Source organism: Rhodococcus sp. IEGM 1305 (genome assembly GCF_030058635.1).
In the GTDB taxonomy this organism is placed as follows: domain Bacteria; phylum Actinomycetota; class Actinomycetes; order Mycobacteriales; family Mycobacteriaceae; genus Rhodococcus_F; species Rhodococcus_F opacus_D.
In genome coordinates, this window is the sequence record NZ_JASHKX010000001.1 from 730,640 (window position 1) to 752,723 (window position 22,084).

17 protein-coding genes and 1 pseudogene are annotated in these 22,084 nt (G+C 66.6%); 6 read left to right on the forward strand and 12 right to left on the reverse strand.

The genetic code is table 11. From position 1 onward, the window contains the following. Window positions 1-7: 7 nt before the first annotated feature. Genes QM693_RS03350 through QM693_RS03365 form a run of 4 tightly spaced genes read right to left on the reverse strand, consistent with a single transcriptional unit; the run spans window position 8 to window position 6,860 of the window. Window positions 8-3,229, reverse strand: coding sequence for an acetyl-CoA carboxylase family protein (locus tag QM693_RS03350; protein ID WP_283351384.1), 3,222 nt, complete (start codon window positions 3,227-3,229; stop codon window positions 8-10). Beyond that, a complete protein-coding gene (locus QM693_RS03355; RefSeq protein WP_283351385.1) occupies window positions 3,226-4,935 on the reverse strand; it encodes an AMP-binding protein in 1,710 nt (569 codons plus the stop codon). Before QM693_RS03355 ends, QM693_RS03350 begins: the two co-directional genes overlap by 4 nt. Before the next feature lie 33 nt (window positions 4,936-4,968). Further along, complete coding sequence (locus tag QM693_RS03360) at window positions 4,969-5,595, reverse strand: TetR/AcrR family transcriptional regulator (RefSeq protein WP_283351386.1); 627 nt, start codon at window positions 5,593-5,595, stop codon at window positions 4,969-4,971. Window positions 5,596-5,621: 26 nt separating this feature from the next. After that, window positions 5,622-6,860, reverse strand: coding sequence for a cytochrome P450 (locus QM693_RS03365; protein WP_283351387.1), 1,239 nt, complete (start codon window positions 6,858-6,860; stop codon window positions 5,622-5,624). 250 nt (window positions 6,861-7,110) lie between these two features. Between QM693_RS03365 and QM693_RS03370 the strand changes: the two genes are divergently transcribed. Beyond that, window positions 7,111-7,671, forward strand: a complete 561-nt coding sequence (locus QM693_RS03370) for a TetR/AcrR family transcriptional regulator (RefSeq protein ID WP_283351482.1) — start codon at window positions 7,111-7,113, stop codon at window positions 7,669-7,671. Here QM693_RS03370 and QM693_RS03375 read toward each other — a convergent pair. Further along, on the reverse strand, window positions 7,649-8,188 hold the full coding sequence (locus QM693_RS03375) for a nitroreductase family deazaflavin-dependent oxidoreductase (RefSeq protein WP_283351388.1): 540 nt from the start codon (window positions 8,186-8,188) through the stop codon (window positions 7,649-7,651). The genes QM693_RS03370 and QM693_RS03375 overlap by 23 nt on opposite strands. Window positions 8,189-8,369: 181 nt before the next feature. Between QM693_RS03375 and QM693_RS03380 the strand changes: the two genes are divergently transcribed. Beyond that, window positions 8,370-8,837 (forward strand): DUF6069 family protein, encoded by a 468-nt coding sequence (locus QM693_RS03380; protein WP_283332062.1) that lies wholly within the window; start codon window positions 8,370-8,372, stop codon window positions 8,835-8,837. Here QM693_RS03380 and QM693_RS03385 read toward each other — a convergent pair. Then, window positions 8,834-9,484 (reverse strand): TetR/AcrR family transcriptional regulator, encoded by a 651-nt coding sequence (locus QM693_RS03385; protein WP_283351389.1) that lies wholly within the window; start codon window positions 9,482-9,484, stop codon window positions 8,834-8,836. The genes QM693_RS03380 and QM693_RS03385 overlap by 4 nt on opposite strands. A 128-nt stretch (window positions 9,485-9,612) precedes the next feature. On the opposite strand from QM693_RS03385, the pseudogene QM693_RS03390 reads away from it, so the two are divergent. Then, window positions 9,613-10,466: pseudogene (locus tag QM693_RS03390) on the forward strand (oxygenase MpaB family protein). Here the strand turns inward: QM693_RS03390 and QM693_RS03395 are convergent. The 6 genes from QM693_RS03395 to QM693_RS03420 form a co-directional block, all read right to left on the reverse strand. Continuing rightward, window positions 10,455-13,745, reverse strand: a complete 3,291-nt coding sequence (locus tag QM693_RS03395; RefSeq protein WP_283351390.1) for a protein kinase domain-containing protein — start codon at window positions 13,743-13,745, stop codon at window positions 10,455-10,457. The pseudogene QM693_RS03390 and the gene QM693_RS03395 overlap by 12 nt on opposite strands. A 163-nt stretch (window positions 13,746-13,908) precedes the next feature. Next, window positions 13,909-14,643 (reverse strand): SDR family NAD(P)-dependent oxidoreductase, encoded by a 735-nt coding sequence (locus tag QM693_RS03400; protein ID WP_172651665.1) that lies wholly within the window; start codon window positions 14,641-14,643, stop codon window positions 13,909-13,911. Beyond that, the gene (locus QM693_RS03405; RefSeq protein WP_283351391.1) at window positions 14,643-15,488 is read right to left on the reverse strand and encodes an alpha/beta fold hydrolase; all 846 of its coding nucleotides are present in this window, start codon (window positions 15,486-15,488) and stop codon (window positions 14,643-14,645) included. Before QM693_RS03405 ends, QM693_RS03400 begins: the two co-directional genes overlap by 1 nt. Window positions 15,489-15,535: 47 nt before the next feature. Then, window positions 15,536-17,440, reverse strand: a complete 1,905-nt coding sequence (locus tag QM693_RS03410) for a flavin-containing monooxygenase (RefSeq protein ID WP_283351392.1) — start codon at window positions 17,438-17,440, stop codon at window positions 15,536-15,538. A gap of 51 nt (window positions 17,441-17,491) precedes the next feature. After that, the gene (locus QM693_RS03415; RefSeq protein ID WP_283351393.1) at window positions 17,492-18,277 is read right to left on the reverse strand and encodes an alpha/beta fold hydrolase; all 786 of its coding nucleotides are present in this window, start codon (window positions 18,275-18,277) and stop codon (window positions 17,492-17,494) included. Window positions 18,278-18,290: 13 nt separating this feature from the next. Continuing rightward, on the reverse strand, window positions 18,291-19,139 hold the full coding sequence (locus tag QM693_RS03420; RefSeq protein ID WP_283351394.1) for an ABC transporter ATP-binding protein: 849 nt from the start codon (window positions 19,137-19,139) through the stop codon (window positions 18,291-18,293). Between the two features lie 112 nt (window positions 19,140-19,251). On the opposite strand from QM693_RS03420, the gene QM693_RS03425 reads away from it, so the two are divergent. The 3 genes from QM693_RS03425 to QM693_RS03435 are packed head-to-tail and all read left to right on the forward strand — an operon-like array spanning window position 19,252 to window position 22,029. Further along, window positions 19,252-20,343 (forward strand): SDR family NAD(P)-dependent oxidoreductase, encoded by a 1,092-nt coding sequence (locus QM693_RS03425; protein ID WP_283351395.1) that lies wholly within the window; start codon window positions 19,252-19,254, stop codon window positions 20,341-20,343. Beyond that, window positions 20,336-21,208 (forward strand): ABC transporter permease, encoded by an 873-nt coding sequence (locus QM693_RS03430; RefSeq protein WP_283351396.1) that lies wholly within the window; start codon window positions 20,336-20,338, stop codon window positions 21,206-21,208. The genes QM693_RS03425 and QM693_RS03430 overlap by 8 nt, the downstream gene beginning before the upstream one ends. Then, entirely contained in the window at window positions 21,196-22,029 is an 834-nt protein-coding gene (locus tag QM693_RS03435) for an SDR family NAD(P)-dependent oxidoreductase (RefSeq protein ID WP_283351397.1), read from the forward strand. The genes QM693_RS03430 and QM693_RS03435 overlap by 13 nt, the downstream gene beginning before the upstream one ends. The last annotated feature ends 55 nt before the right edge of the window (window positions 22,030-22,084 follow it).

The window sequence follows — 22,084 nt, forward strand, 5'->3', positions numbered from 1 at the left end:
TAAGTACTCACGGGTGCCGGAGGCGCACGATCCAGGCACGGGAGTCGGCCGGGTCGATCACGTCGTCGAGTTCGAAGATCGTCGCCGCGTTCAAGGCCTTCCCGTGCTGGTAGGCGGCGTCGACGAGTTGCGCGAACGCGGTGTCGCGCTCGGCGGGGTCGTCGATGGCCTCGAGTTCCTTCCGGAATCCGAGCCGCACCGCGCCCTCCAGCCCCATGGCCCCGATCTCGCCGGTCGGCCACGCGACCGTGAACTCGGACGCGTGGAAGGAGCCGCCCGCCATGGCCATCGCGCCGAGGCCGTACCCCTTGCGCAGGATGATGGTCCCGTACGGCACGGTCATCCGCGCGCCCGCGACGAACAGCTTGCCGAACCGGCGAACCGTGGCCTCCTTCTCCGAATCGGGGCCGACCATGAATCCCGGTGTGTCGCACAGCGAGACGACGGGCAGACCGAACGATTCGCACAGCTCCAGGAAGCGGGCCATCTTGTCTGCCGCGACCGCGTCGATCGCGCCGCCGAGGTGGTGGCTGCTGTTCGCGACCAGCCCGTACGGCGCCCCCTCCACCCGGATCAGCGCGGTGACGATGCCGACGCCGTGGTCGCGGCGTAGTTCGAGGACCGAGCCGACATCGGCGATGGATTCCACGGCATTGCGAACGTCGTAGGCGCGCAACCGGTTCTCCGGGACGACGTGGCGTGCCAGCCGCTCGTCGGGGGCTTCCCAGTCGGGGAGCGCGCCCTGGAAGTACGACAGGTACTTCCTGGCCAGTTCGACGGCGTGCGCCTCGTCGCGGGCGAGCAGATCGATGACGCCGTTGCGCCGCTGCACGTCGACGGGTCCGATGTCCTCCGGCCGGTACACACCCAGTCCGCCGCCCTCCACCATCGCCGGGCCGCCCATGCCGATGTTCGCGTCGGGGGTGGCGATGAGGACGTCGCAGACTCCGGCGAGGGCGGCGTTCCCCGCGAAGCAGCGCCCGGAGACCACTGACACCAGCGGAACTTTCCCGTTCAAGGCCGCCAGCGACCGGAAGGTGTTCAGGTCCAACCCTGCTGCCGGGCCGGCATCGGTGTCGCCCGGCCGTCCGCCGCCGCCCTCGGCGAACAGGACAACCGGGACCTGCTTGCGGCCGGCGAGTTCGATCACCCGGTCCGTCTTCGCGTGGTTCCGCATGCCCTGGGTTCCGGCGAGCACCGTGTAGTCGTACGACAGCACGACCGCCTGGGCGTCGCGCGAACCGAACACGTCACCGTTGACGGTGGCGAGCCCGGCGACGAGACCGTCGGCGGGGGTGTTCTCGATCAGGTCCTGCTCGGATCGGCGGCTGCGCTGCGCGGCCAGGACGAGCGGTCCGTATTCGACGAAGCTGCCGGGGTCGACCAGATCGTCGATGTTGGCACGTGCGCTGCGCCGTCCGAGCTTCGTGCGCTTCGCGATCGCGGCGGGCCGGGCGGCGTCGAGGGTCACCTCGTGCCGCTGCCGGATCTCCGCCAGGTCCGCGCGCTCACGATCCAGATCGGTTGCGCTGTCGGCGACGTCGCCGGCCTCCGCTCCCGTGCGGCGGATCACGACCAGCGGGTCGCCGGCGTTGACGTTCTGCCCGGGCGACACCAGATTCCGCTCGACCACCGCACCGGCGGGCGCGGCGATCACGTGCTGCATCTTCATGGCCTCGAGCACCACGAGCTGGGCACCCGACTCCACCGTTGCACCTTCGCCGGCCGACTCCACGACGGTCCCGGCCATGTGGGCGCGCAGCACGTCCTCACCCGCCCGCAACTCGAGTGTTTCCGACGCCACCTCCGCCGGTTGTTGCACCTGGGCGGCGTCGACGAGCGCGCTCATCCGCTCGGTGAGATGATCGGTGCCGACTACGCCGTCGGCGAAGCCGGGATCCGCCAGAATCGCCCGGAGGAAGGCGATATTGGTGGGGACGCCCTCGACGACGAACTCGGCGAGCGCCGCATCCGCCTTGCGCACCGCGGCCGAGAACGACGGGCCCCGCGAATGCACGATCACCTTCGCGAGGAGCGAGTCGTACCGCGGGCTCGGCGACAGTCCGGGCCGGCCGTAGGTGTCGACGCGCACACCCGGTCCCGTCGGCGGCGAGAAGACGGACAAGGTGCCCGCGGCGGGAACGGCCTGACCGTCGGGGCGCATCGTCTCCATGTTGACGCGGGCCTGGACGGCGATTCCGCGGGCGGCAGTGGGGGTGCCCGACGTGTCGAGCCCCACGGCGCTGACGCCCTCGGGCAGCGACAGATCCCCGTAGTCCGCACCCCGGGCGATGTCGATCTGCACGGCGACGAGGTCGATCCCCGTCACCTCCTCGGTGACCGTGTGCTCCACCTGGATTCGGGGATTGACCTCCAGGAACACGAAGCCGTCCCGGGACACCAGGAATTCGACGGTGGCGAGTCCCCGGTACCCGACACTGGCGCACAGCCGGGCCGCGGCCTCGTGCAGTTCGCTGCGCAGTCCCGGGTCGAGCCCCTGCGCGGGGGCGATCTCGACGAGTTTCTGGTGGCGGCGCTGCACGCTGCAGTCGCGGTCACCGACGGCCAGGGCCCGCGTCACGCCCGCCTGAGGGGCCGCCACCACCTGCACCTCGATGTGCCGGGCGCCGTCGAGGAGTGCCTCGGCGAACAGTGCGGGGTTGCCGAATCCGAGTTGCGCCTCGGACGCGCACAGCCGGTACTCCTCCTCGATCCGGTCCGAGCTGCGGACGGCACGGATGCCGCGACCGCCGCCGCCCGCGAGCGCCTTGATCATGATGCCGCCCGGGTGTTCCGCGAAGAACGCGCGGACGCCGTCCAGGCCGGTGGGACCGTTGGTCGCGGCGAGCACCGGCACCTTCGCGGCCACCGCGGCCTCACGCGCCGACGACTTGTCGCCGAAGATGTCGAGCACGTCGGGGCTCGGACCCACGAAGGCCAGTCCGGCCTCGGCGCAGGCGCGTGCGAAAGCGGCGTTCTCGCTGAGTAATCCGTATCCGGGATGCACTGCCGTGGCACCGAACTCGGCGGCCGCGTCGAGAATGGCCCGAGGATCCAGGTAGGCGGACGGGCCGGAACCGCGGAGCGCGACCGCTTCGGTTGCCGCGCGCACGTGGGGGCTGTCCGCGTCGTCCTCCGCGTAGACGGCGACGGTGTCGACCGACATCTCCCCGGCGGTGCGGATGATGCGGAGCGCGATCTCGCCACGATTGGCGACCAGCAGGGTCACTTGTACTCCTCGGCCAGGGCGAACAGGTCGGCCTTGCGGACCTTCCCGGTCGCTGTCATGGGTAGTGCGTCGAGCACCTCGACGGTGGGCACCTTGTACGTGGCCATGTTCCGGGCGGCCCACTCTCGCAGTTCCTCGCCCGAGATCTCACGGTCGGGCAGGAGCTGAACGAACGCGAACGGCACCTGGCCTTTGCCCGGATCGGGCTTCGGCACCACCGCGGCCGACTGGATGTCGGGGTGCAGCATGAGCAGTGCCTCGACCTCGGAGGGGAACACGCTCATTCCGTTGGTCTTGATCATTTCCTTGTTGCGCGCCAGATAGTGCAGTGCGCCTTTATCGTTCAGCTTGCCGACGTCACCGGTCTGGAGCCATCCGTCGCGGAGCGCGGCAGCGGGGGCGTCGGGTTTGCCGTAGTAACCGGTGAGCAGCGACGGACTGCGCACGACGATCTGTCCGGGTTGCCCTACCGGCACGGGCGCCCCGGCCTCGTCGACGATCAGCACGTCGGTGCCCGGAACCGGAAGTCCGCAGAACACGGGTTCGCTGAGCAGGTCTTCGTCGTCGGTCTGGAAACCGAGTGTGATGGTGTCGGCGGTGTGCGTCTCCGTCATCCCGTAGCTGGCCTCCCGCAGCACGTGTCCGGTGGCGTCGCGCCAGCGGCCGCGAATCGCGGGGTCGAGCTTGAGCACGAACGACACGGCCATCGCGTTGTCCAGCGTGGAGAAATCACGTTCGGTGAAGCCGGGCAAATCCATCAGTTCGACATAGTTGTCGACCGTCCCGACCATCGATGTCACCCCACGACTGTCGACGAGGGTCGCCGCGGCGTCCGGGTCCCAGCGGTTGAGGAGCACGACGGTGCCGCCGTTGATCAGCGGGTACAGGATGCCGAAGTCCTCGCCGGCGATCCAGAAGATGGGCAGGAACCCGAGGACCACCGGGGGAGCCTCGCCCACCTGCCTGCCGCCGGCCAGTGTCGCGGTGGCTGCGGTGTAGACCATGTGCGCCTGGGTGTGTTTGCAGCCCTTCGGCATCCCGGTGGTGCCTCCGGTGTAGTTCAGTGCCGCCAACGCGTCGGGGTCCATCGGAATAGGCTCGGCGCGTGCGGAGTTCACGATCTCCGCCCAGTCGGTGGGCGCGGAGGTGAGGGGGAACGGCGGTGCGACGCCGGGTTCGGCGGGCAGCAGGTCCGACAGGGCGGTGATCGCGACGTGCCGCAGCGCCGTCTGGCCGCGCACGAAGTCGACCATGGCCGCGAACGAATCCTGCGTCAGCAGGATCTCCACGCCGGCGTCGTCGAGTTCGTACGCGAGTTCGTGCTCCCGGAACAGCGGGTTGATCGGGACGTGGACGGCACCGATCTTCAGGATCCCGAGCATCGCGACATGGAACTGCGGACAGTTGGTGAGGTGGACGCCGACGCGGTCGCCGGCGGACGCGCCCCGCTGGAGGAGCCAGCCGGCGAAGCGGTCGGAGAGTTCGTCGAGTTCGGCGTAGGTGATGGCACGACCGTAGAAGTCGATCGCGACGGTCTGCGGTCGTGCCGTCGCCCAGTGCCGCAGGTAGTCGATCACGGTGCGGCCCTCGATCGGGTACTCGACTGACCGCGGTACCTGCCGTGGCCACGCGGCGTCCTGGAGTTCGCGTATCTCGGCGAGGGCCGATTCCAGTGCAGCGGGGTCACTCGAAGGCGAAGTGGGCATACCGAACTCCCGATTCTGTGCGGATTGTCGTTGCTAGGCGAAGCCGATGAGTCTTTCGGAGATGGCGGTCAGGTCGGCGGTGTACCGGCGTTGTTCGCGGGCGGTCGCATCGACCAGCCGGGCGGCGCCCGCGAGCTGGGCGTCGGCGAGGGTCTGCGCGATGCGGGCGGGTGGGGCGCACGGCGTGACGTCGCAGGTGGCGTTGATGCGCTCGATGAACCGGGTGTAGCGGCGGATGAGCCGGGTCTGCACGGTGGTCCAGCTCCGGCCGACCTCGGGGTCGAGCCGGGCGCGGTGCCTGATCAGTTCGAGGACGCGCCCGTTGGCGTACACGGCCTCCACGAACGCTTTCGTGGTGGTGCGCAGCACCTCTCGCAGGTCTTCACTGGCCGGTCCTTCCACGTGCTGCGACTCGAGGAATTCCTCGCACACGTCGGCGGCGACGGCGTGGAACACCTCGTCCTTCGACGAGAAGTAGGCGTAGAACGTTGCCCGCGACACTTCGGCCCGAGTGGTGATCACCTCGACGGTCGCCCGGTCGTAACCGAGTTCGGCAAAGCAGGCGCTCGCGGCCCGGAGGAGTTCGCGGCGGCGGGGACCGTCGTTGTCTTTCCGCGCCGACCGCGCCCGCTCCTGAGCCTCGCTTGTGGTCACGGTCACAGTATGTGTTGATATTGACGTCAATGTCAATCGCTGCGTGTCATCTGCTCGAGTCGGAGCGGGAGCGCGCTGTGGCGCCGCACGAACAGGCTGGGGACCCACCGTGGCTCGGCGTCGGCGGCGAGGGAGAAGCTGTCGGTGCGCGCGAGCAATGCGGTGGTCGCGGCGAGCGCTTCCATGCGGGCGAGCGCCGATCCGACACAGAAGTGGACGCCCTTGCCGAATGCGAGATGCGAACGGATGTGCGGCCGGTCGAGCACTATCTCGTCCGGACGCTCGAACACGGCCGGATCCCGGTTGGCCGCACCCCACAGCAGGAGTAGATGGCTACCGGCGGGCAGTTCGACGCCGCCGAGCGTGGTGTCGGCAAGCACGTGCCGGTGATGCCCGCGGAACGGGGACTCGAGACGAAGTGCCTCGTCGAGGAACGCGTCGACGAGTGCGGGTTGCTGCCGGAGCCGGGACTGCAGTCCGGGGCGGGTGGCGAGGAGGCGTGCGGCGCCCCCGATCAGCCCCGCGGTCGATTCGCCGCCGGCGCCGACCAGCTGGACCAGGACGAGTGTCGCCACGTCCTCGTACAGTTCACCGGCATTGCATGCGTGCGCGAGGACGCCCAGGAGATCCTCGCGTGGGTCGGTCCTCGCGCGCACGAGTTCGGCCCGTAGATAGCCGGCCAGTTCGGCCGCGGAGGTGACGAGGGGGCCGAGGCGATCCGCGGCGACGACCCCGCCGAGCATCTCCGTGCTGTCGTAGGCCCACGTCAGTAGCTGGGGTACGTCCGACTCGGGCAGGCCGATGAGATGCGCGACCATCGCCAGTGGCAGCCGGTCCGCCATCGCGGACGCCCAATCGATCTGCCCGTCGCGGAGGCCCTCGTCCCACAGAGTGTCGACGAGTGAGTGCACGGTCGGGGTGAGCGCGCGGATGCGGCGGCCGAGCGTCGTCAGCACGAGTGTGCGGTGGTGCAGGTGCGCCGGGTCGTCGGCGGTGGCCAAGACGTGCACGGCCTGACCGCCGCCGTCCAGGTCGAACGTCGCGGGCGGTCCCGACGGCTGCTGCACCAGCACACCGGTGAGGTTCGACGAGAAGACGTCGGTGCGGTTCGCCGCCTCGGTCACGAGATCCCACGTCGACACCAGAAAGAAGTCGGTGCCGGCGACCCGGTGGACGGGGGAGTGTTCGCGGAGGATCCGGTAGAGCTCGTTCGGTTCGTCGAGATGGACGGGATCGAAGATGTCGATTCCGTGGGTCGGCAAGTGGGCCATCGAGGACTCCTTGTTGACGAGAACCTGTTACAGATGATCACGGTTCGCGCCGAAGGAGGGTGCTGTCAAGGGTGGCCAGAAGACTGCGACTTCGCTGTTCAGCGATAAATGTGCCCTTGTCTCAGCGTGAGTGGATCTGGAGTCGTCGAGCCTGATCATGAACCCAATTGGGAAAACATGTTCTAGAATGTTTGGTGTATTCGTCTCATGGTGAGACACAGTGACAACGACGTTTCGGACGGCGGCGCGGATGGAACACGCGGATTGGTTGACCGGCGGCAACCGGCGGGTGCTTGCCGTCGAGAGGATTCACGCCGCCGCGGCCGACCTCATCCGCGAGCGGGGCATCGACGGCGTGGGTGTCGACGAGGTCGCCGCGCGGGCAGGGTGCTCGCGCGCGACGCTCTATCGCTACGTCGGCGGCAAGCGGGCGCTCGTCGACGCCGTGATGTCCCGCGCCGCCGGAGCCGTGGCGGACCACGTCGAGCAGTCGCTGGAACCGTTCGAGAACTCGGAGCGGATTGTCGAGGCGATTCTCGCGTCGGTGACTGCGATCCGCGCGGAGCCGACACTGGCCCGGTGGTTCACCGGGTCGCGGTCGAGAAGTACGGACGAGTACCTGGCCCGCGCACCCGAACTCGGCCGGGTGGCGATCTCGCTCACCCGCATTGCGCCCGACGAGGAGGCGGCGGGGTGGATCGTGCGCGTCGTCCTGTCACTGTTGACCTGGCCGTTGGGCGACGCGGCCGCCGAGCGTCACGCCGTCGAACGCTTCGTGGAGCCGGTCTTCAGGATTCGCGACTCTCCGTAGCCGAGCGGGTGGGCTCGAGCACGAACAGCCGGAACTCACGTCCGCCGGACCGTCGATGCTCCATGAGGTAGCCGGGCCAGTAGTCGACCACCAGTTTCCAGAGATTCTCGCGTTCGTCCCCGGTGACCATCCGGACGCTCATCCGGGATTCGTGCGACCCGGCCTTCACCTGGGCCTCGTCCGCCGCACGCAGATTGACCGACCACGTCGGATGCTCGGGACGTCCCCAATTCGAGCCGGTGACGATGTACCCGTCCCCGTACGGAATGCATAGAAGGGCCGTCGTGCGAGGGGTGCCGCTCTTGCGTCCCGGGACCGTCACCTGCACGGACTGCAGTCCGGCTATGCCGATCAGGCTCACCCGGTTGCCGGTCCACGCGCGCAGGTGCGACTCCAGCCAGATGATGATCGGCGCCATCCGCATCACCCATTCGCGGGTGCCGAGCCAGCGCGCGAGTATGCGGAGGGGGTTGCGGAGCCCCCGCGGTCGGGAGGGTGTGGTGGGGGCAGAGTTCATAGTCGCCATCTTCCCTCAGATGACCGACCGGGGCCGACCGCGATGAGTTTTGCGTACCGCCCGGGTCTACCTGTTCGGGTCTCACCGACAAGACCTCGATTTCAAGCCTTGACCCAAACAATGGTTGAGGTTGCAGGATCGGTCAGTAGCACTTCGAGCCACTCGACAGGGAGAAATGAACATGTCCAGCACCGGAACCACGATTTCTGCAACCACGACCTCACGGATCAACCCGATGACGCTCGAACTGAGCCGCCCGTGGGCAATCGCCGCGACGACGATCGGCGCGCTCGTCCCCAACCTGGTGATCTGGCTGCTGGGATTGGCTGCCGGCGGTTCGTTCGAGATGACTGATGCCGGCAAGACCAGCAGCGTGGCGCCCGGCGGCGTCGTCATGCTGACGGTCATTCCGATACTGATCGGAATGACACTGGCCGCGCTGATCTCGCTGAAATGGGTGGCCGTCATCCGGCCGGCCGAAGTGATCGGCGCCCTGCTGCCGCTCGCGACGATCGCCCTGACCATTCAGGCCGACTTCGACACCGCCAGCACCATCGCGCTCTCGGCCATGCACGTGGTGATCGCCGTGGCGGTCGTCGCGGGCCTGGAAGCGATGCGGCGACCGCTGGTTCGCGCCGCGCACGTCTAGGGGGTGCTGTTCACCGGCGCATGAGCCTCGATGGTGAGTGCGATGTGCTCGACGATCCGCTTCTGCGAGATCTTCGGGCTGCCGGTGAGCCAGCGCTGGTACAGAAAGGCGATCGCCCCGAACAGGGCAATCGCGTTCAGCTGGGTGTTGACGGCGTCGCGGGGTGCGCCGTCGACACCCAGCATTGTCAGTGCCGCCGTCATGGGAGTCGTGAACTCGGTGACGAGTTGTTCGCCGCGCTGGGCCAATTCCGGCACGGATTGCGACTCGACGAACATGACGCGTCCCCGCCGCCGGTCCTGGGCGATGTAGCCGGTGAACGCCTTCACGACGTGGCGGACGAGTTCACCCGGATCGGCAGGGCCCGTCTCGAGAGCCCCGACCAGGGTGTCCCTCGCGCCCAGGACGACGTGGTCGAGGAGTGCGACGAGCAGCGCCTCGCGATTGTCGAAACTCTCGTAGAAGTAGCGCTCGGTGAGGCCCGCCTGGCGGCAGGTCGCGCGCATCGTCGTCGCTGCCGTTCCCTCGGTTCCCATGATCTGTAGGCCGGCTTCGATCAGTGCCGCACGCCTCGCGGCGCGGCGGTCGGCCGGCTCCCGGCCACGCCATTTGCGCGGCGCTCCACGAGGGTTGTCGCTGTCGGTCATTCCGTCATCGTCTCATCGATCCCGGCAACGATCGGGGAACCCCCGCGCTCCATTGTTGACATCATGCGATGTCAAAAGTCATGCTGAATTGCACCACGTGCCACATCGAGCGGCATCTGGAGAGCGCCATGACCACCACGGAGCTTCCGTCCCAACGACGTTCGGCGCTGCCGCCGCTCGGGCCCCACTCGCTGACGTGGCACCGGTTCGGCGACTGGCGAACCGCGCTGCTGATCTCGTGGTCGGGCACGCTGCAGGTGATGCATCCCGTCATCGACACCGCTCTTGTGCGGCACTCGGCCGTATTCGGCAACGAGTTCGCCCGGCTGGCCCGTTCCGCGGGGCCGATCATCCGCGCGCTCTACGATCCGACGGGCGCGGAGGCCCAGATGATCCGCGACATGCACAGGGATATCAAGGGCACGACGGACGAGGGGCGGCGGTATCACGCGCTGAATCCCGGTCCGTACTTCTGGGCTCACGCCACGTTCCTGGGCACCCAGTACGTGGTCGCCGAATACTTCGGTGAACCGCTCGGCGACTCCGAGAAGGAACAGCTGTGTCAGGAGTCGAAGCAGTGGTACGCGTCTACGGGGTGTCGGCTACCAACCTGCCCGAGACGTACGCCGATTTCGTGGACTACTGGGACGAGATGGTCTGCACGGTTCTCGACACGACCGAGACGGTGCGCAGGTCGCGCGTGCTCAACGGGCAGCCGACGCCTCGTCCCGACGATCGGATCCCCGCGGTTCTGTGGCGTCTCGTCGGTGCCGTGCTCGGACGGCTGCTCGTGTGGATCGCCCGAGGAACGCTGCCTCCGGTCGCCCGCGACAAGCTCGGCTGGGAGTGGTCCGCGGACGACGAGCGCAGGCTCCGGCGATTCGGCGCGGCGGTGCGGCTCGGATTCCGATTCGTTCCCGAGCGATGGCGGCTGACGCCGGTCGCGCGGAGGGCGTGCGATGGCACGGCATCAGGGGTGTGAGCTGTCCGGCTTGGCTGACAGTTCTGCGACCCACGCCGCGATCTGAGCTCGTGAGGAGAATCCGAGTTTCGCGAGGACGTGCTCGACGTGGCCCTGCGCGGTGCGTTGGGAGATCGCGAGGCGGGCGGCGATCGCCTTGTTGGTCAGACCCTGCGCAACCAGGTCGGCGACCTGGCGTTCGCGTTTGGTCAGTGCCGTCGCAGGATCGCCACGCCTTGGCGCTGCCGGGAGAGGTTCGCCCAGGGCATAGGAGGCGGCGGCGTCGAAGCCCAGCGCCTCGCCCTCGCGGGACGCAGTCTCGAACGCCCGGGCACCGAGTGCGCGCCGCGTGACGAGCTCGCATTCCTGGTGAGATTCGGTCAAGTCGGGGATCTGGACAATGGAGGTGCCCACCCGCCGTCGAAGCATCTCGGCCGCTGCCAGCAGGACGGCGGCGCGGTGGAAATCGTTCTCGCGGGACGAGATCCAGGCGAGAATTTCGAGGCACCAGGTGGCTCCGAACGGATCGTCGACCACGCGGGCCAGTTCGAGTCCCTTCCGGAGCAGCAGCACCGCGCGATCACGGTCGCCCTCCCGCCACATCACCAGCCCGAGGGTCAGGGACGAGCGACCCAGGTACACCGATTCACCGTGTGATTCGGTAATCCGGATCGCCTCGTCGAGACAGCCGGTGGCGGCCTCGGCGTGTCCGAGAATCTCGTGAGCCAATCCGAGCGCATGCAGGGCCGTGACGTGTGCAAGGAGGTTGCGCTCGCCGCGCAATACCTCGAGAGCCTCGGTGAACGAGCTCACGGCGTGCTCCGGGTTGCCGCCGTGCAGTGCGTGCGCTCCGTCGGCTTGAAGCATGAGGGCGCGATCGAGTGCACTTCCCCGGGTCTCGGCAAGCACACGCCCCTCGTCGATCAGTTCGGCTGCCCGCTCCAGGTCTTCGTGTCGGCTGGCGAGGACGCTGGCCGAATGCAACGCCTTGACCCGGAGTGCGGTGTCGTGTCCTCCCTCCTGCGCCAGTGCGCGGTCGAGCCAGCGGCGCCCCTCTCGGAGCAGCCCACGCGAAACCCAGAACGGATACAGAGCGGTCGCGATCTCCAGCCCCGCCTCGGCCGAGTCGGCAGCCTTGGACAGGCCGTACTCCATCGCTTCGCGCAGGTTGGGTTGTTCACGCTCGAGCCGGGCGAGCCAGGCGACCTGCCGGGGGCCGATCCATTCGGATTCGGCCTGGAGGGCGAATTGCCGATACCAGCTGTGATGCCGCCGCCGGAGGTCCGGGAGGGTGCCGTCCTGTTCGAGCTTCTCCCGGCCGTACTCGCGCAGCGTTTCGAGCATCCGGAATCGCACCACCGCCCCCGATCCCTCGCGGATGAGGATCGACTTGTCCACGAGCGACGCGACGAGATCGATGAGACCGGCCGGTTGGGCGTCGTACATGGACACCTCCTCGGCGGCGTCCAGTTCGAAGCTGCCTGCGAAGACCGACAGCCGCGACCACAGCTGCTGCTCGGCGGGGAGACACAAGTCGTAGCTCCAGTCGATGCTCCACCGCAGCGTCTGCTGCCTGGTCGGTGCACTCCGGCTTCCGCGGGTCAGCAGCTCGTACCGGTTGGTCAACCGCTGCAGGATCTGTTCCGGCGACATCGAGCGCAGCCTCGCTGCCGCCAATTCGATGGCCAGGGGCAGACCGTCGAGTTGGATGCAGATTCGGGCGACGGTGGCGGCATTGTCCTCGGTGACTTCGAAGCCGGGTACCGCCGTGGCGGCCCGTTCGGCAAACAACGTCACCGCGTCGTAGCTGGGCAGACTCTTCAGCGACGCCTCCGTGTCCGAATCCGGAAGTGCCAGTGGGCGCACGCGCAGGGCGGCTTCCCCCGCGACGTCCAGGGTTTCGCGACTCGTCGCGAGAATCCGCAGGCCGGGGCAGGTACGCAGCACTGTCTCCGTCAGATCTGCTGCCGCATCCACCACTTGCTCACAGTTGTCGAGTACGAGCAGCATGTCGCGCGGCTCCAGGAACTCGACGAGGGTCTGCAGCGGTCTCGGCGACCGCTGCCGCAATCCCAGCCCGGCCGCCACGACTTCTCCCAGCAACGATCCGTCGCGCAGTTCACCAAGTTCGACCAGCCGGACCCCGTCGTCGAATGCCCGCCGGATGTTGGTCGCGACGCGCAGTGCCAGTCGGGTCTTGCCGACACCGCCGATTCCGGTCAACGTGACCAGCCGTGACGCCGAGAGCAGTTTCTTGGCCTCGGCGAGCTCTTTTCGTCGGCCGACGAAGCTCGTCAAGTCCAGGGGAAGAGTCCCGTCGGCACCCGATCCCGAGGGGGTTCCGGTGGATGATCGTCCTGTCGACGTCGGGCGCTGCGGGTCTCGCCCGGCTTCGGGGTCCGGGCGCAACGACATTTCGTCGACCGGGTCACCGCGGCGAAATTGGATGTCCTGCAGCGCTTCACCGAGGATCGCGGCGGACGGGCGCTCGTGCGAGTCTCGCGACATGGCGTGTTCCAGCATGGCGGCCACGGCGGCTTCGATACCGGAGCCTCGGAGGTCCGGCGCCGGTTGCGTGGTGATCCGCAGGAACTGCGCGACCACCTGCTCGCCGCTCCGGCGCTCGAATGCCGCGTGTCCGGTCATCGCGGCAAACAGTGTCGCCCCGAGGCCGTACACGTCGGAGGACGGACCCGGGGTGTCGCCCTCGAGGACCTCCGGGGCGGTGAACGCGGGCGATCCGGTGATGGTTCCCGTCGCGGTCTGGAAACCGCCGGTGATGTGCGCGATGCCGAAGTCCGTCAGTGCCGGTTCGGCGTAGTCGGTGAGCAGGATGTTGCTGGGCTTGACGTCGCGGTGCACGATGCCGAACCGGTGCGCCGTCTCGAGTGCGCCAGCCATCTTCACTCCCAACCGCAGCGCCTCGGTCACGGTGAGCGGACCCTGATGGCGAATCCGCGCATCGAGGGAATCCTGCGGATGGTAGGGCATCACCAGGAAGGGAAGCCCGCTCGGCGTGACGCCGACCTCGAGCACACTCACGACGTTCGGGTGCCCGGTCAGCCTGCCCATCGCCCGCTGCTCCCGGAGGAACCTGGCCCGGCTCTCGTCGTCGAGGTCGCCGCTGAGAACCTTCACGGCCACCGCGCGGTCCAGAGCGGACTGGGTGCAGCGATACACCACGCCAAAGCCCCCACGCCCGATCTCCCGGGCATCGTCGAACCCGGCCGCGCGCAGTTCATCTGTCGTCGCGGTGTCGGTATCGCGCTGTGTGCGGAGCGGATCGCCGTCGGTTGCCAACGCGCTATCCGCCCCTGTGCCGCCCTGGGAACTGTGGTGTCATCCGCCTACCTCTCGACGACCCTTCCCAGACTATCGCCGCCCGGGCCGCGGACCGAGACGATCCGGAATTCGGTCACGCGGCCGTCGAGCAGGCGACCGGTGGCGGTCCGTGCGGCGCCGCCTAACGGCGGATCGAACCTCCGTCGACGACGAGCGTCTGCCCGGTGACGAAGGAGGAGCCGGGGGAGAGGAAGAATCGGGTCGGGCCGATGAAGTCCTCGACCGTTGCGGGCCGTTTGATCGCTCGCGTGTTGATGTTGGCCTCTTCACCTGCGGCGATCGCCGTCGAGAGTGGGGTCAGCACCAAACCGGGGGCGATCACATTGACCGTGATGTTCCTGGCTCCGAGTTCCGCGGCGAGGCTGCGGGCAAAGCCGATCACGCCGGCCTTGGAGGCCGCGTACGCCGCTGCGCTCGCCGGGGCCTTGAAGACCGTCCCGGACGAGAACAGGACGATTCTGCCGCCGTCCGCGACCATGTCGGCGACGCCCTGGACGAAATTGAGTGTTCCGTGAAGGTTGACCAGAAGCACCCGTTCCCACTCGGACTTCGGCATCTCCATGAAGGGGCCGAATGCGCCGATGCCCGCGCAGTGGACGATGCCGTCGATCGTTGCCCGGCCGTTCTCGGTCAGCGACTTGCGAACCGTGTCGACCGCATCGTCGGTGGTGATGTCGCCCTGGAGGTACGTCACGCCGGGGGCAGGCGTTTCCGGCAGATCCCGATCGACGACGGTGATGTCCCACTCGCCTGCCAGATCGCCCGCCAACCCGGCGCCGATTCCGGACGATCCGCCGGTGAGAACGAGCGAACCCACGGTGGACGCGGTCGCAGCATTGCCGCCCGGGGTCGGCATCAGTTCGTACCGCCGGTGCAGCTGTCGAGGAACTCGCCGATCACGGCCCACGTCTCCTTCGGATGGGTGATGTTCGGACAGTGCCGGTAGGGCAGGACCATGGCGCGGGAATTCTGGAGTTCGGCCTGGAGGTGTTTGCTCCACCCCGCCTCGAGCAGCACGTCCTCGGAGCACTCGAGGAGCAGCACGGGGGTCTGAACGCCGGCAAGTGTGGCGGGGTAGGGATCGGCTGGGCGCTCCTTCCGCAACGCCTCGGGTACCGGCAGATGCGGAGCGCTCATGCACCCGAAGTGACCGGGAGCGACGGCCCACCTGAATCGGGCGTCCACCTGTCCGGCCCTGCCGGAGAAGTCGTCGCACAGCAGGTCGACGAACGCCTCGATACCGGCAACCGAACCGTCGAAGTCGCGCAGCTTGCCCATGTCCGGCGCTTTCCAGGGGCCGCCGGTGCCACTGAGTGTGGTGACCGAGGCGATCCGGGATCGGTAGTCACCGTCGGCCAGCGCCCGCAGACCCACCGATCCACCGAACGAATTTCCGACCAGGTGCACCGGACCGTCGATGCCGAGATGGTCGAGCAAGGCGAACACGTGCCGGATCCGGAAAGCGAACGGTGAGACATCCAGGCGAACGGACTTGGCGGATCCGCCGTAACCGAGGAAATCCGGGGCGATGACCCGGTACTTCTCTGCGGCCAGGGGCAGGACCTGCCCCCACGTCACGTCGGCGCTGCCGCCCCACGCGCCGTCGTGCAGGAACACGACGGGGACGCCGTCTTCCGGGCCGCCGCCCGTCAGGTAGCGGGTTTCGAGGTTGGCGACACCTGCCGTTGTCTCGGTGATCAAAGTAGCCTCCGGTGAAATGAAAAATGCGGATGATGACGTCATGCGGGTCAGTGGATGTAGTAGTCCTCGTCGTGCACCGCGCTGGTGCGCTCGAAGTACTCGCGAGCCGGGAGTGGCCACATGATGGTGGACCGCCCGGCGGCGTTCTGATACCAGCTGTGGGTCTTCGACCAGCCCCAGGTGCGCTTGGCGCTCTCCTTGGTGACCTCGTCGGTGTACTCGGTGAACACGTCCGGTCGAAGCGCCATCGAACGGTGGCCGCCCTTGGCCAGCATCTGGACGGCACTGATGATGTATGCGGCTTGGCACTCGAGGAAGAACACCAGGTTGCCGTGGATGACGGTGTTGGTGTTCGGACCGTACATGCAGAAGAAGTTCGGGTAGCCGGGAAGCGTGATGCCCAGGTACGCGCTGGCATCGATACCCCAGGTCTGATGCAGATCTTGTCCGTCGATGCCCGTCACCGTCATGGGGACGAGGAATTCCGAGGCCTTGAAACCGGTTCCGAACACAATGATGTCGGCGGCGACGTGCTCGTCACCGATCCAGACACCGTCCTGGTCGATCCGTTGCACGGCCTGGCTCACCAGGCGCACGTTGTCACGCTTGAGGGTGGCAACCCACGTGCCGTCGTCGCAGATGATTCTCTTCGCGGCGGGCGGGTAGTCGGGGATGATCTGCTCGAGCAAATCGAGTCGGTCGCCGGCCTGTTCGGTGAGGTAATCGGTCAGCTCGACACGAAGCGCCTCGTTGGCCGCAGATACCGAGACCTCGGTCGGCGGAAAGTCCGGATCGACCGTTGCAGCCGGGAGGTTGCCGATGAGGCGGGGAAGGAAGATGGAGAAACGGTAGTAGGCGCGGTAGTGCTTCAGATTGGTGAGGAGCCAGCGTTCGCCGAGGTCGATGTCCTGCCGAAGCACCGGGGTCGACCGCAGCCATGGCGCGCTCCTCTGGAAGATCGTGACATGCTCCGCTTCCTTTGCGATCTTCGGAGCGAATTGCAGTGCGCTGGCGCCGGTCCCGATCACGACGACGCGTTTGCCGGCGAAATCGATGCTGTGGTCCCATTCCGCGGAGTGCATCACCGGGCCGGTGAAGGTTTCGAGGCCGTCGACGGCGGGGATCATGGGCCGGTTCAGTTGTCCCACAGCGCTGACGACGATCTGGGATTCAGCCGAGCTGACGACGCCGTCGGACGTGCGGGTGTCGATCGTCCAGGTACTGGTGCTCTCGTCCCAACGGGTCGAGGTCACTTCGGTGCCGAACGAGATATGCTCGAGGAGACCGTTCTTCGCTGCGAAGTTGTACAGGTATTCATGGATGGCCTGTTGGCGGCCGAAGTGCGTGACCCAGTCGTGCGGAACGAACGAGTACGTGTAGATGTGGCTACGGACGTCGGTTCTGCAATCCGGGTAGCTGTTCTCGTACCACGTGCCACCGACATTCGCGCTCTTCTCGATAATCGTGAAGGGCACACCTGCCTGCTTCAGTCGAAGTCCGGCAAGCAATCCGGAGAATCCGGCGCCGATGACCACGGCGCGCAGGTCGCTTTCGGGAGCGATCTCGTCGAGATTCCACTCCGGCCCGCGAGGGTCGCAGTCGTCAGGTGTGAAGGCCACCGCAGCCAGAGCCTGAGCGTCCTCGATGTCTACGTCCATCAACCAGGTGCACATCGACTCACGCACGGAATCGTCCGGGAATGCGGCCCAGTCCCGCTGCGAGGGGAGATACGGTGCGAGGCGGTTCAGGCAGAAGGCTCTGATCTCCGCGTCGGTCTCGGGTGCGAGTCCACTGGCAGGCAACGTCGCCCGGTTGGGCTTCCATTCCGGACGCAGGACCCCTGCGTCGCCTGTGACGTGAGCCGTCAACATCAGGAGCGCGGGTGTCAGGGCCGAATCGAGTTGTGCGCGAAGCGTATCCTCTGTCAGCGCGCGATCGAGCGTGAAATCCATGTCGTCTCCGTAAGGCAGTATGTGGAACCAGTGTGCACGTGGACTGATCGGCTACCAGCAGTCGAGGCCCTCGAGGAAAGGCCGCACCGTGGCGGCGACTTCGCCGGGGTTGTCGAAGGCGGCGAGGTGTCCACCCTCGGCGAAACGCAGTTCGGCACCCGTGATCGAGGCGGCCAGCTGTTCGATTACCGCACGAGGAGTGCTTCGGTCGTCGACGCCGCCGACCACGAGAGTCGGGGGAGGCGACTCGGTGTGAAACGTGCCGACCTCGGTCATTGCATCGAAATAGGCGCCGATGGTGTCGCCACCGGCGCCCCGGAACTGTTCGCGAGCTTTCCGAACCAACGGGTCTGCCTCGTTTCGCGATGCATCACCGAACCAGCGATGCATGGTCATTTCCTCAGCGTGCTCGAGCCCGTCAGGTGCACGAACCTCAGCCGCGCGGGCCAACGTTCCGCGAGTGGCCTCGTCATCATAGGCGCCCCGGGTGGCCATCAGGATCTGCGCGTCGACCCGGTTCGGAAAGCTCCCCGAGACCGCCTGAGCGACCATGCCTCCCAGGGAGATTCCCAACACCACGGAGCGCTCGACGCTCTCGGCGTCCCACATCGCGGCGACGTCCTCGGCAATGAGGCCGAGAGTGATGGCAGATCGTCCGTGCGCAGTCATGCCGTGCCCCCGGAAATCCGGCGCAAGCAGACGGTAGTCGTCGCCGAGAGCCTCGGCCAAAGGCGCATACCATGATCCGTCCAATGCCAGGGAGTGCAGGCAGGTGATCAGGCGCGATCCTCGGCCGAATTGCCGATAGGCCATTATGGCGCCATCGGCGGTCGTCACCGTCTGCAGAGTTTCAGTCATTCTGGTTTTCTTCCATCATGCGTTGTTCGGCGAGATCGACTTCAGCCCGAAGCCGGGCGGACATGTCGTGGAAATACGATTTGAAGAGATCAGAGGACCTGCGCATCTCCTGATGCCGCGGCCGCTGGAGTTCGATCTTCATGTCGACCACCATGCGACCCGGCCGGCTGGCCATCAGGATGACGCGGTCGCTGAGCAGGATGGCTTCTTCGAGGTCGTGGGTGACGAAGATGACCGTCGGTCGCTCGGCCTCCCACAGCCGGAGGAACTCCTCCTGCTGGATCGCGCGCGTCTGTGCGTCCAAGGCTGCAAACGGCTCATCCATCAGAAGGACGCCTGGGCTCTGGACCAGAGTGCGGGCGATCGCAACGCGTTGGCGCATTCCTTGCGACAGGTGGAGAACATCCGAGTCGGCGAACTCGTGCAGTCGTACACGACGAAGCCATTCCTCGGCACGCTCGCGTCGTTCTGCCTTGGGAACACCGCGGATCTCCATGCCGAGTTCGACGTTGCTGCGGACCCGTCGCCACGGAAGGAGTGCATCACGAGCAAAGAGGAAAGCCGCATCATTGCTGCCGGGCCTCACCTCCGCTCCATCGATGCGAACGGTTCCACTGCGGGGCTTCAGGAGGTTGCCGACCATGCCGAGCGCCGTGGTCTTGCCGCAGCCCGACGGACCGACGATGCTGACGAACTCAGACGGCTCGATGCGGAGGTTGAAATCGTCCAGCACGCGCACCGGTCGATTGCCGTGCAGGAACGCGTGGCGGACATTTTCGAACTCGACCGAGATCCCCTTGGCGGTAGTGGGCCTCGTCGTAGTTTCAGCTAGACCAGTCACAAGATTCTCACTCTCACTGTTCGACCGTAGGGATGAATCGGACACCGTCAATCCGATGATGTGTTTACGGGGCTGACCGATCGCTTCCTCCTGCGCCGGACGATCTGCTGAGTTGGCACAGAAAATTCGCGGTGGATCCGAGCTACATGACCCTGTGGTAAAAATCACCCTATCGGCCCGTGAATCGTCGAACACCTCGGCGACGGTGTCAAGGAAAAGAGGCCCGCTCGGGGGCTATCGCCTTGATAGCGATTCAGTCATTGTCCACGGCCCCGAATGGCACGACGCTAACTCGAACGCACCTTGCCGGGAACGGATCCCAGTGCGTAACAAGCTGCAACACACAGGGTGCGAATCACGAGGAGGACGTCAGGTGACCAGAGAAGCCGCCACCATCAACAAGGTGGGTCAGACCACTTTCGACTTCACGGACCAGGTCGTCATAGTGACCGGCGCTTCCGGAGGCATCGGGTCGGCTCTCGCCGACAAGTTCGCGGAAGCAGGAGCGGATCTGATCCTGCACGGGCGCAACGCCGAGACGCTTCAGGACCGAGTCGAGAGTGTCGAAGCGCTCGGACGAAAGGCGGCGCTCGTGGCCGGCAACATCCGCGAGCCGCAGACTGCCGAAGATCTGGTCCGGACCGCTCTCGAACAGTTCGGGAGGATCGACGTCCTGATCAACAATGCCGGCGGCAACTTCGCATCGCGCCTCGAAGACCTGTCGGTCAATGCCTGGAATGCGACGATCGATACCAATCTCAGCGGGGCCTTCCACTGTGCCCGCGCATGCCTGCCGGTCTTTGAACGCCAGGGTGGCGGAAACGTCATCAATGTCGGATCCGGATCGGCCAACCACGCACACCCGCTCCGCGGCGCCTATGCGGCAGCCAAAGCGGGACTCGCCTCGCTGACGAAGACGATGGCCTGGGAATGGGCGGATCGCGGCATTCGAGTCAACTGCGTCGAACCCGGCGCCACCCTGACGCCGTCGTCTCGCTTCGCATCTCCCGAAACCGAGCAGAAGTTCGGCCGCTTTCTCGCACTCGGACGCGTCGGAAGGCCGGAAGAAGTCGCCGATGCGTGTCTGTACCTGTGCTCTGATGCCGCAAGCTTCATCACGGGAACGGTCCTGCAGGTCACGGGCGGCCCTCACACCTCCTCGGCCGCCGACGTCGAGCTTGTCCGCGGGGCGCTCGATGTCTGATCTACGCAGTGACGCGCCCCGCACGGTCGCATTGATCGGCGGAGCCGCGAACAACAACGAACCGGCGGATCTCGACAACACGATCCTCGTGGAGCGGCGTCGCGCCCGACGCAACGAAAAGATCCTCGTCTGGACACTTCGGGTGGGTGCTCTCGCAGTCTTCGTCTCCATATGGGCCTATGTCTCCGGAAACAAGATCGTCGACCCGATGATGATCTCCGCCCCCCTCGATGTCGCGCAAGCGTTCTTCGGCCAGCTGACCGATGGCGTCTTCTGGACCGATGTGACGGCGACGTTCAGCGGAGCGATGGTCGGGCTGGTGACGGGTGCGATCGCCGGCATCCTCGCAGGTGTCGTCTTCGCCCGCGTCCAGGTCCTTCATACCGCAGCCTCACCATTTCTGACCTTGATGAACAGCCTTCCGCGTCCCGCGCTGGCACCGATCTTCATCCTCTGGTTCGGCCTGGGTTTCGGACCGAAGGCTCTCGTTGCCTTCAGCGTCGTGTTCTTCGTCCTGATGACGAGCACGATGGGTGCGATGAAGAGCATCGATCACGACATCGCGCAGTTGACCAAGTCGCTGGGCATGACGCGGACCCAGCGTTTCTTCAAGATCGAGATTCCTGCGGCTCTGCCTGCCATCGTCGGCGGGCTACGGCTCGGCGCGGTCTACTCGGTGCTCGGCGCCGTCGTGTCGGAAATGGTCGGCGCATACACCGGCCTGGGCCAGCGCCTCGTCGTCGTGACCAACAATTTCCAGGTTGCGGAAACCTTCGCGATCCTGATCGCGATGGGATTGCTGTCCATGGTCCTCGACGTCTCGATCTCCGGCCTGCAGAAGCTGGTCACCAAGTGGACGAGGTAACCGCGCTGACCATCGACGACCCCGATCAGCCGCTTCTCGCCGAGGGGATCGATCACAACAGCCTCTTCCGGTTGGACGGAAATTCCTACGTCGTCCTCGGCGCAGGTGGCGGGATCGGTGAGCACGTCAGCAGGACGATCGTCGCCCTGGGCGGTCGCGTTCTGTGCGTGGACATCGATCCCGACCGGGTCGACGACGTGGCCACCTCGTTGAGGATGCCGTCTCTGGTGGCGGACGTGACCACCGAAGAGGGTATCGATGTCGTCGCGACCGGTGCAATCGCCGAGTTCGGACATATCAACGGCTATGTGGACGTCATCGGCCGGATGCATCGCAAACAGATCACCGACTACGGATTGGCGGACTGGAATCAGGATTTCAGGGTGAACCTGGCCCACGCGTTTCTGTCTTCGCGTCGGCTGTCCCCGCTGATCCGCCACGGTGCGATCGTGCACGTCTCCAGTGTGATGGGGACCCACGGCGGTCGAACGGCACCCGGATATGGCCCCGCCAAGGCGGCACTCGAGGTGTGGGCCAAGGAACTGGCCGCCGAATACGGACCCCGCGGCGTTCGCGTCAATGTGGTCGCCCCGGGTCTCTTCCTCTCACCACGTGTCGTCGCCGCACCGCGAAGCCCGAACGACTCCCGGATTTTGGCCGGACGGCCCATGCTCGGGAGGCTCGGTCAGCCGTTCGAGATCGCCGCCACCATCGCATTCCTCCTCTCGCCTGCCGCGGGATACATCACGGGTACAACGATTCCCGTCGAAGGCGGCTCCCTCTCGCGGGACTCGACCGGCCTCGACGATCTCTTGAACTGAACGACTCGGGTCGGTCCACTCGAGGTTACGTGTCGATCGCTGCGCCCGCCCGACG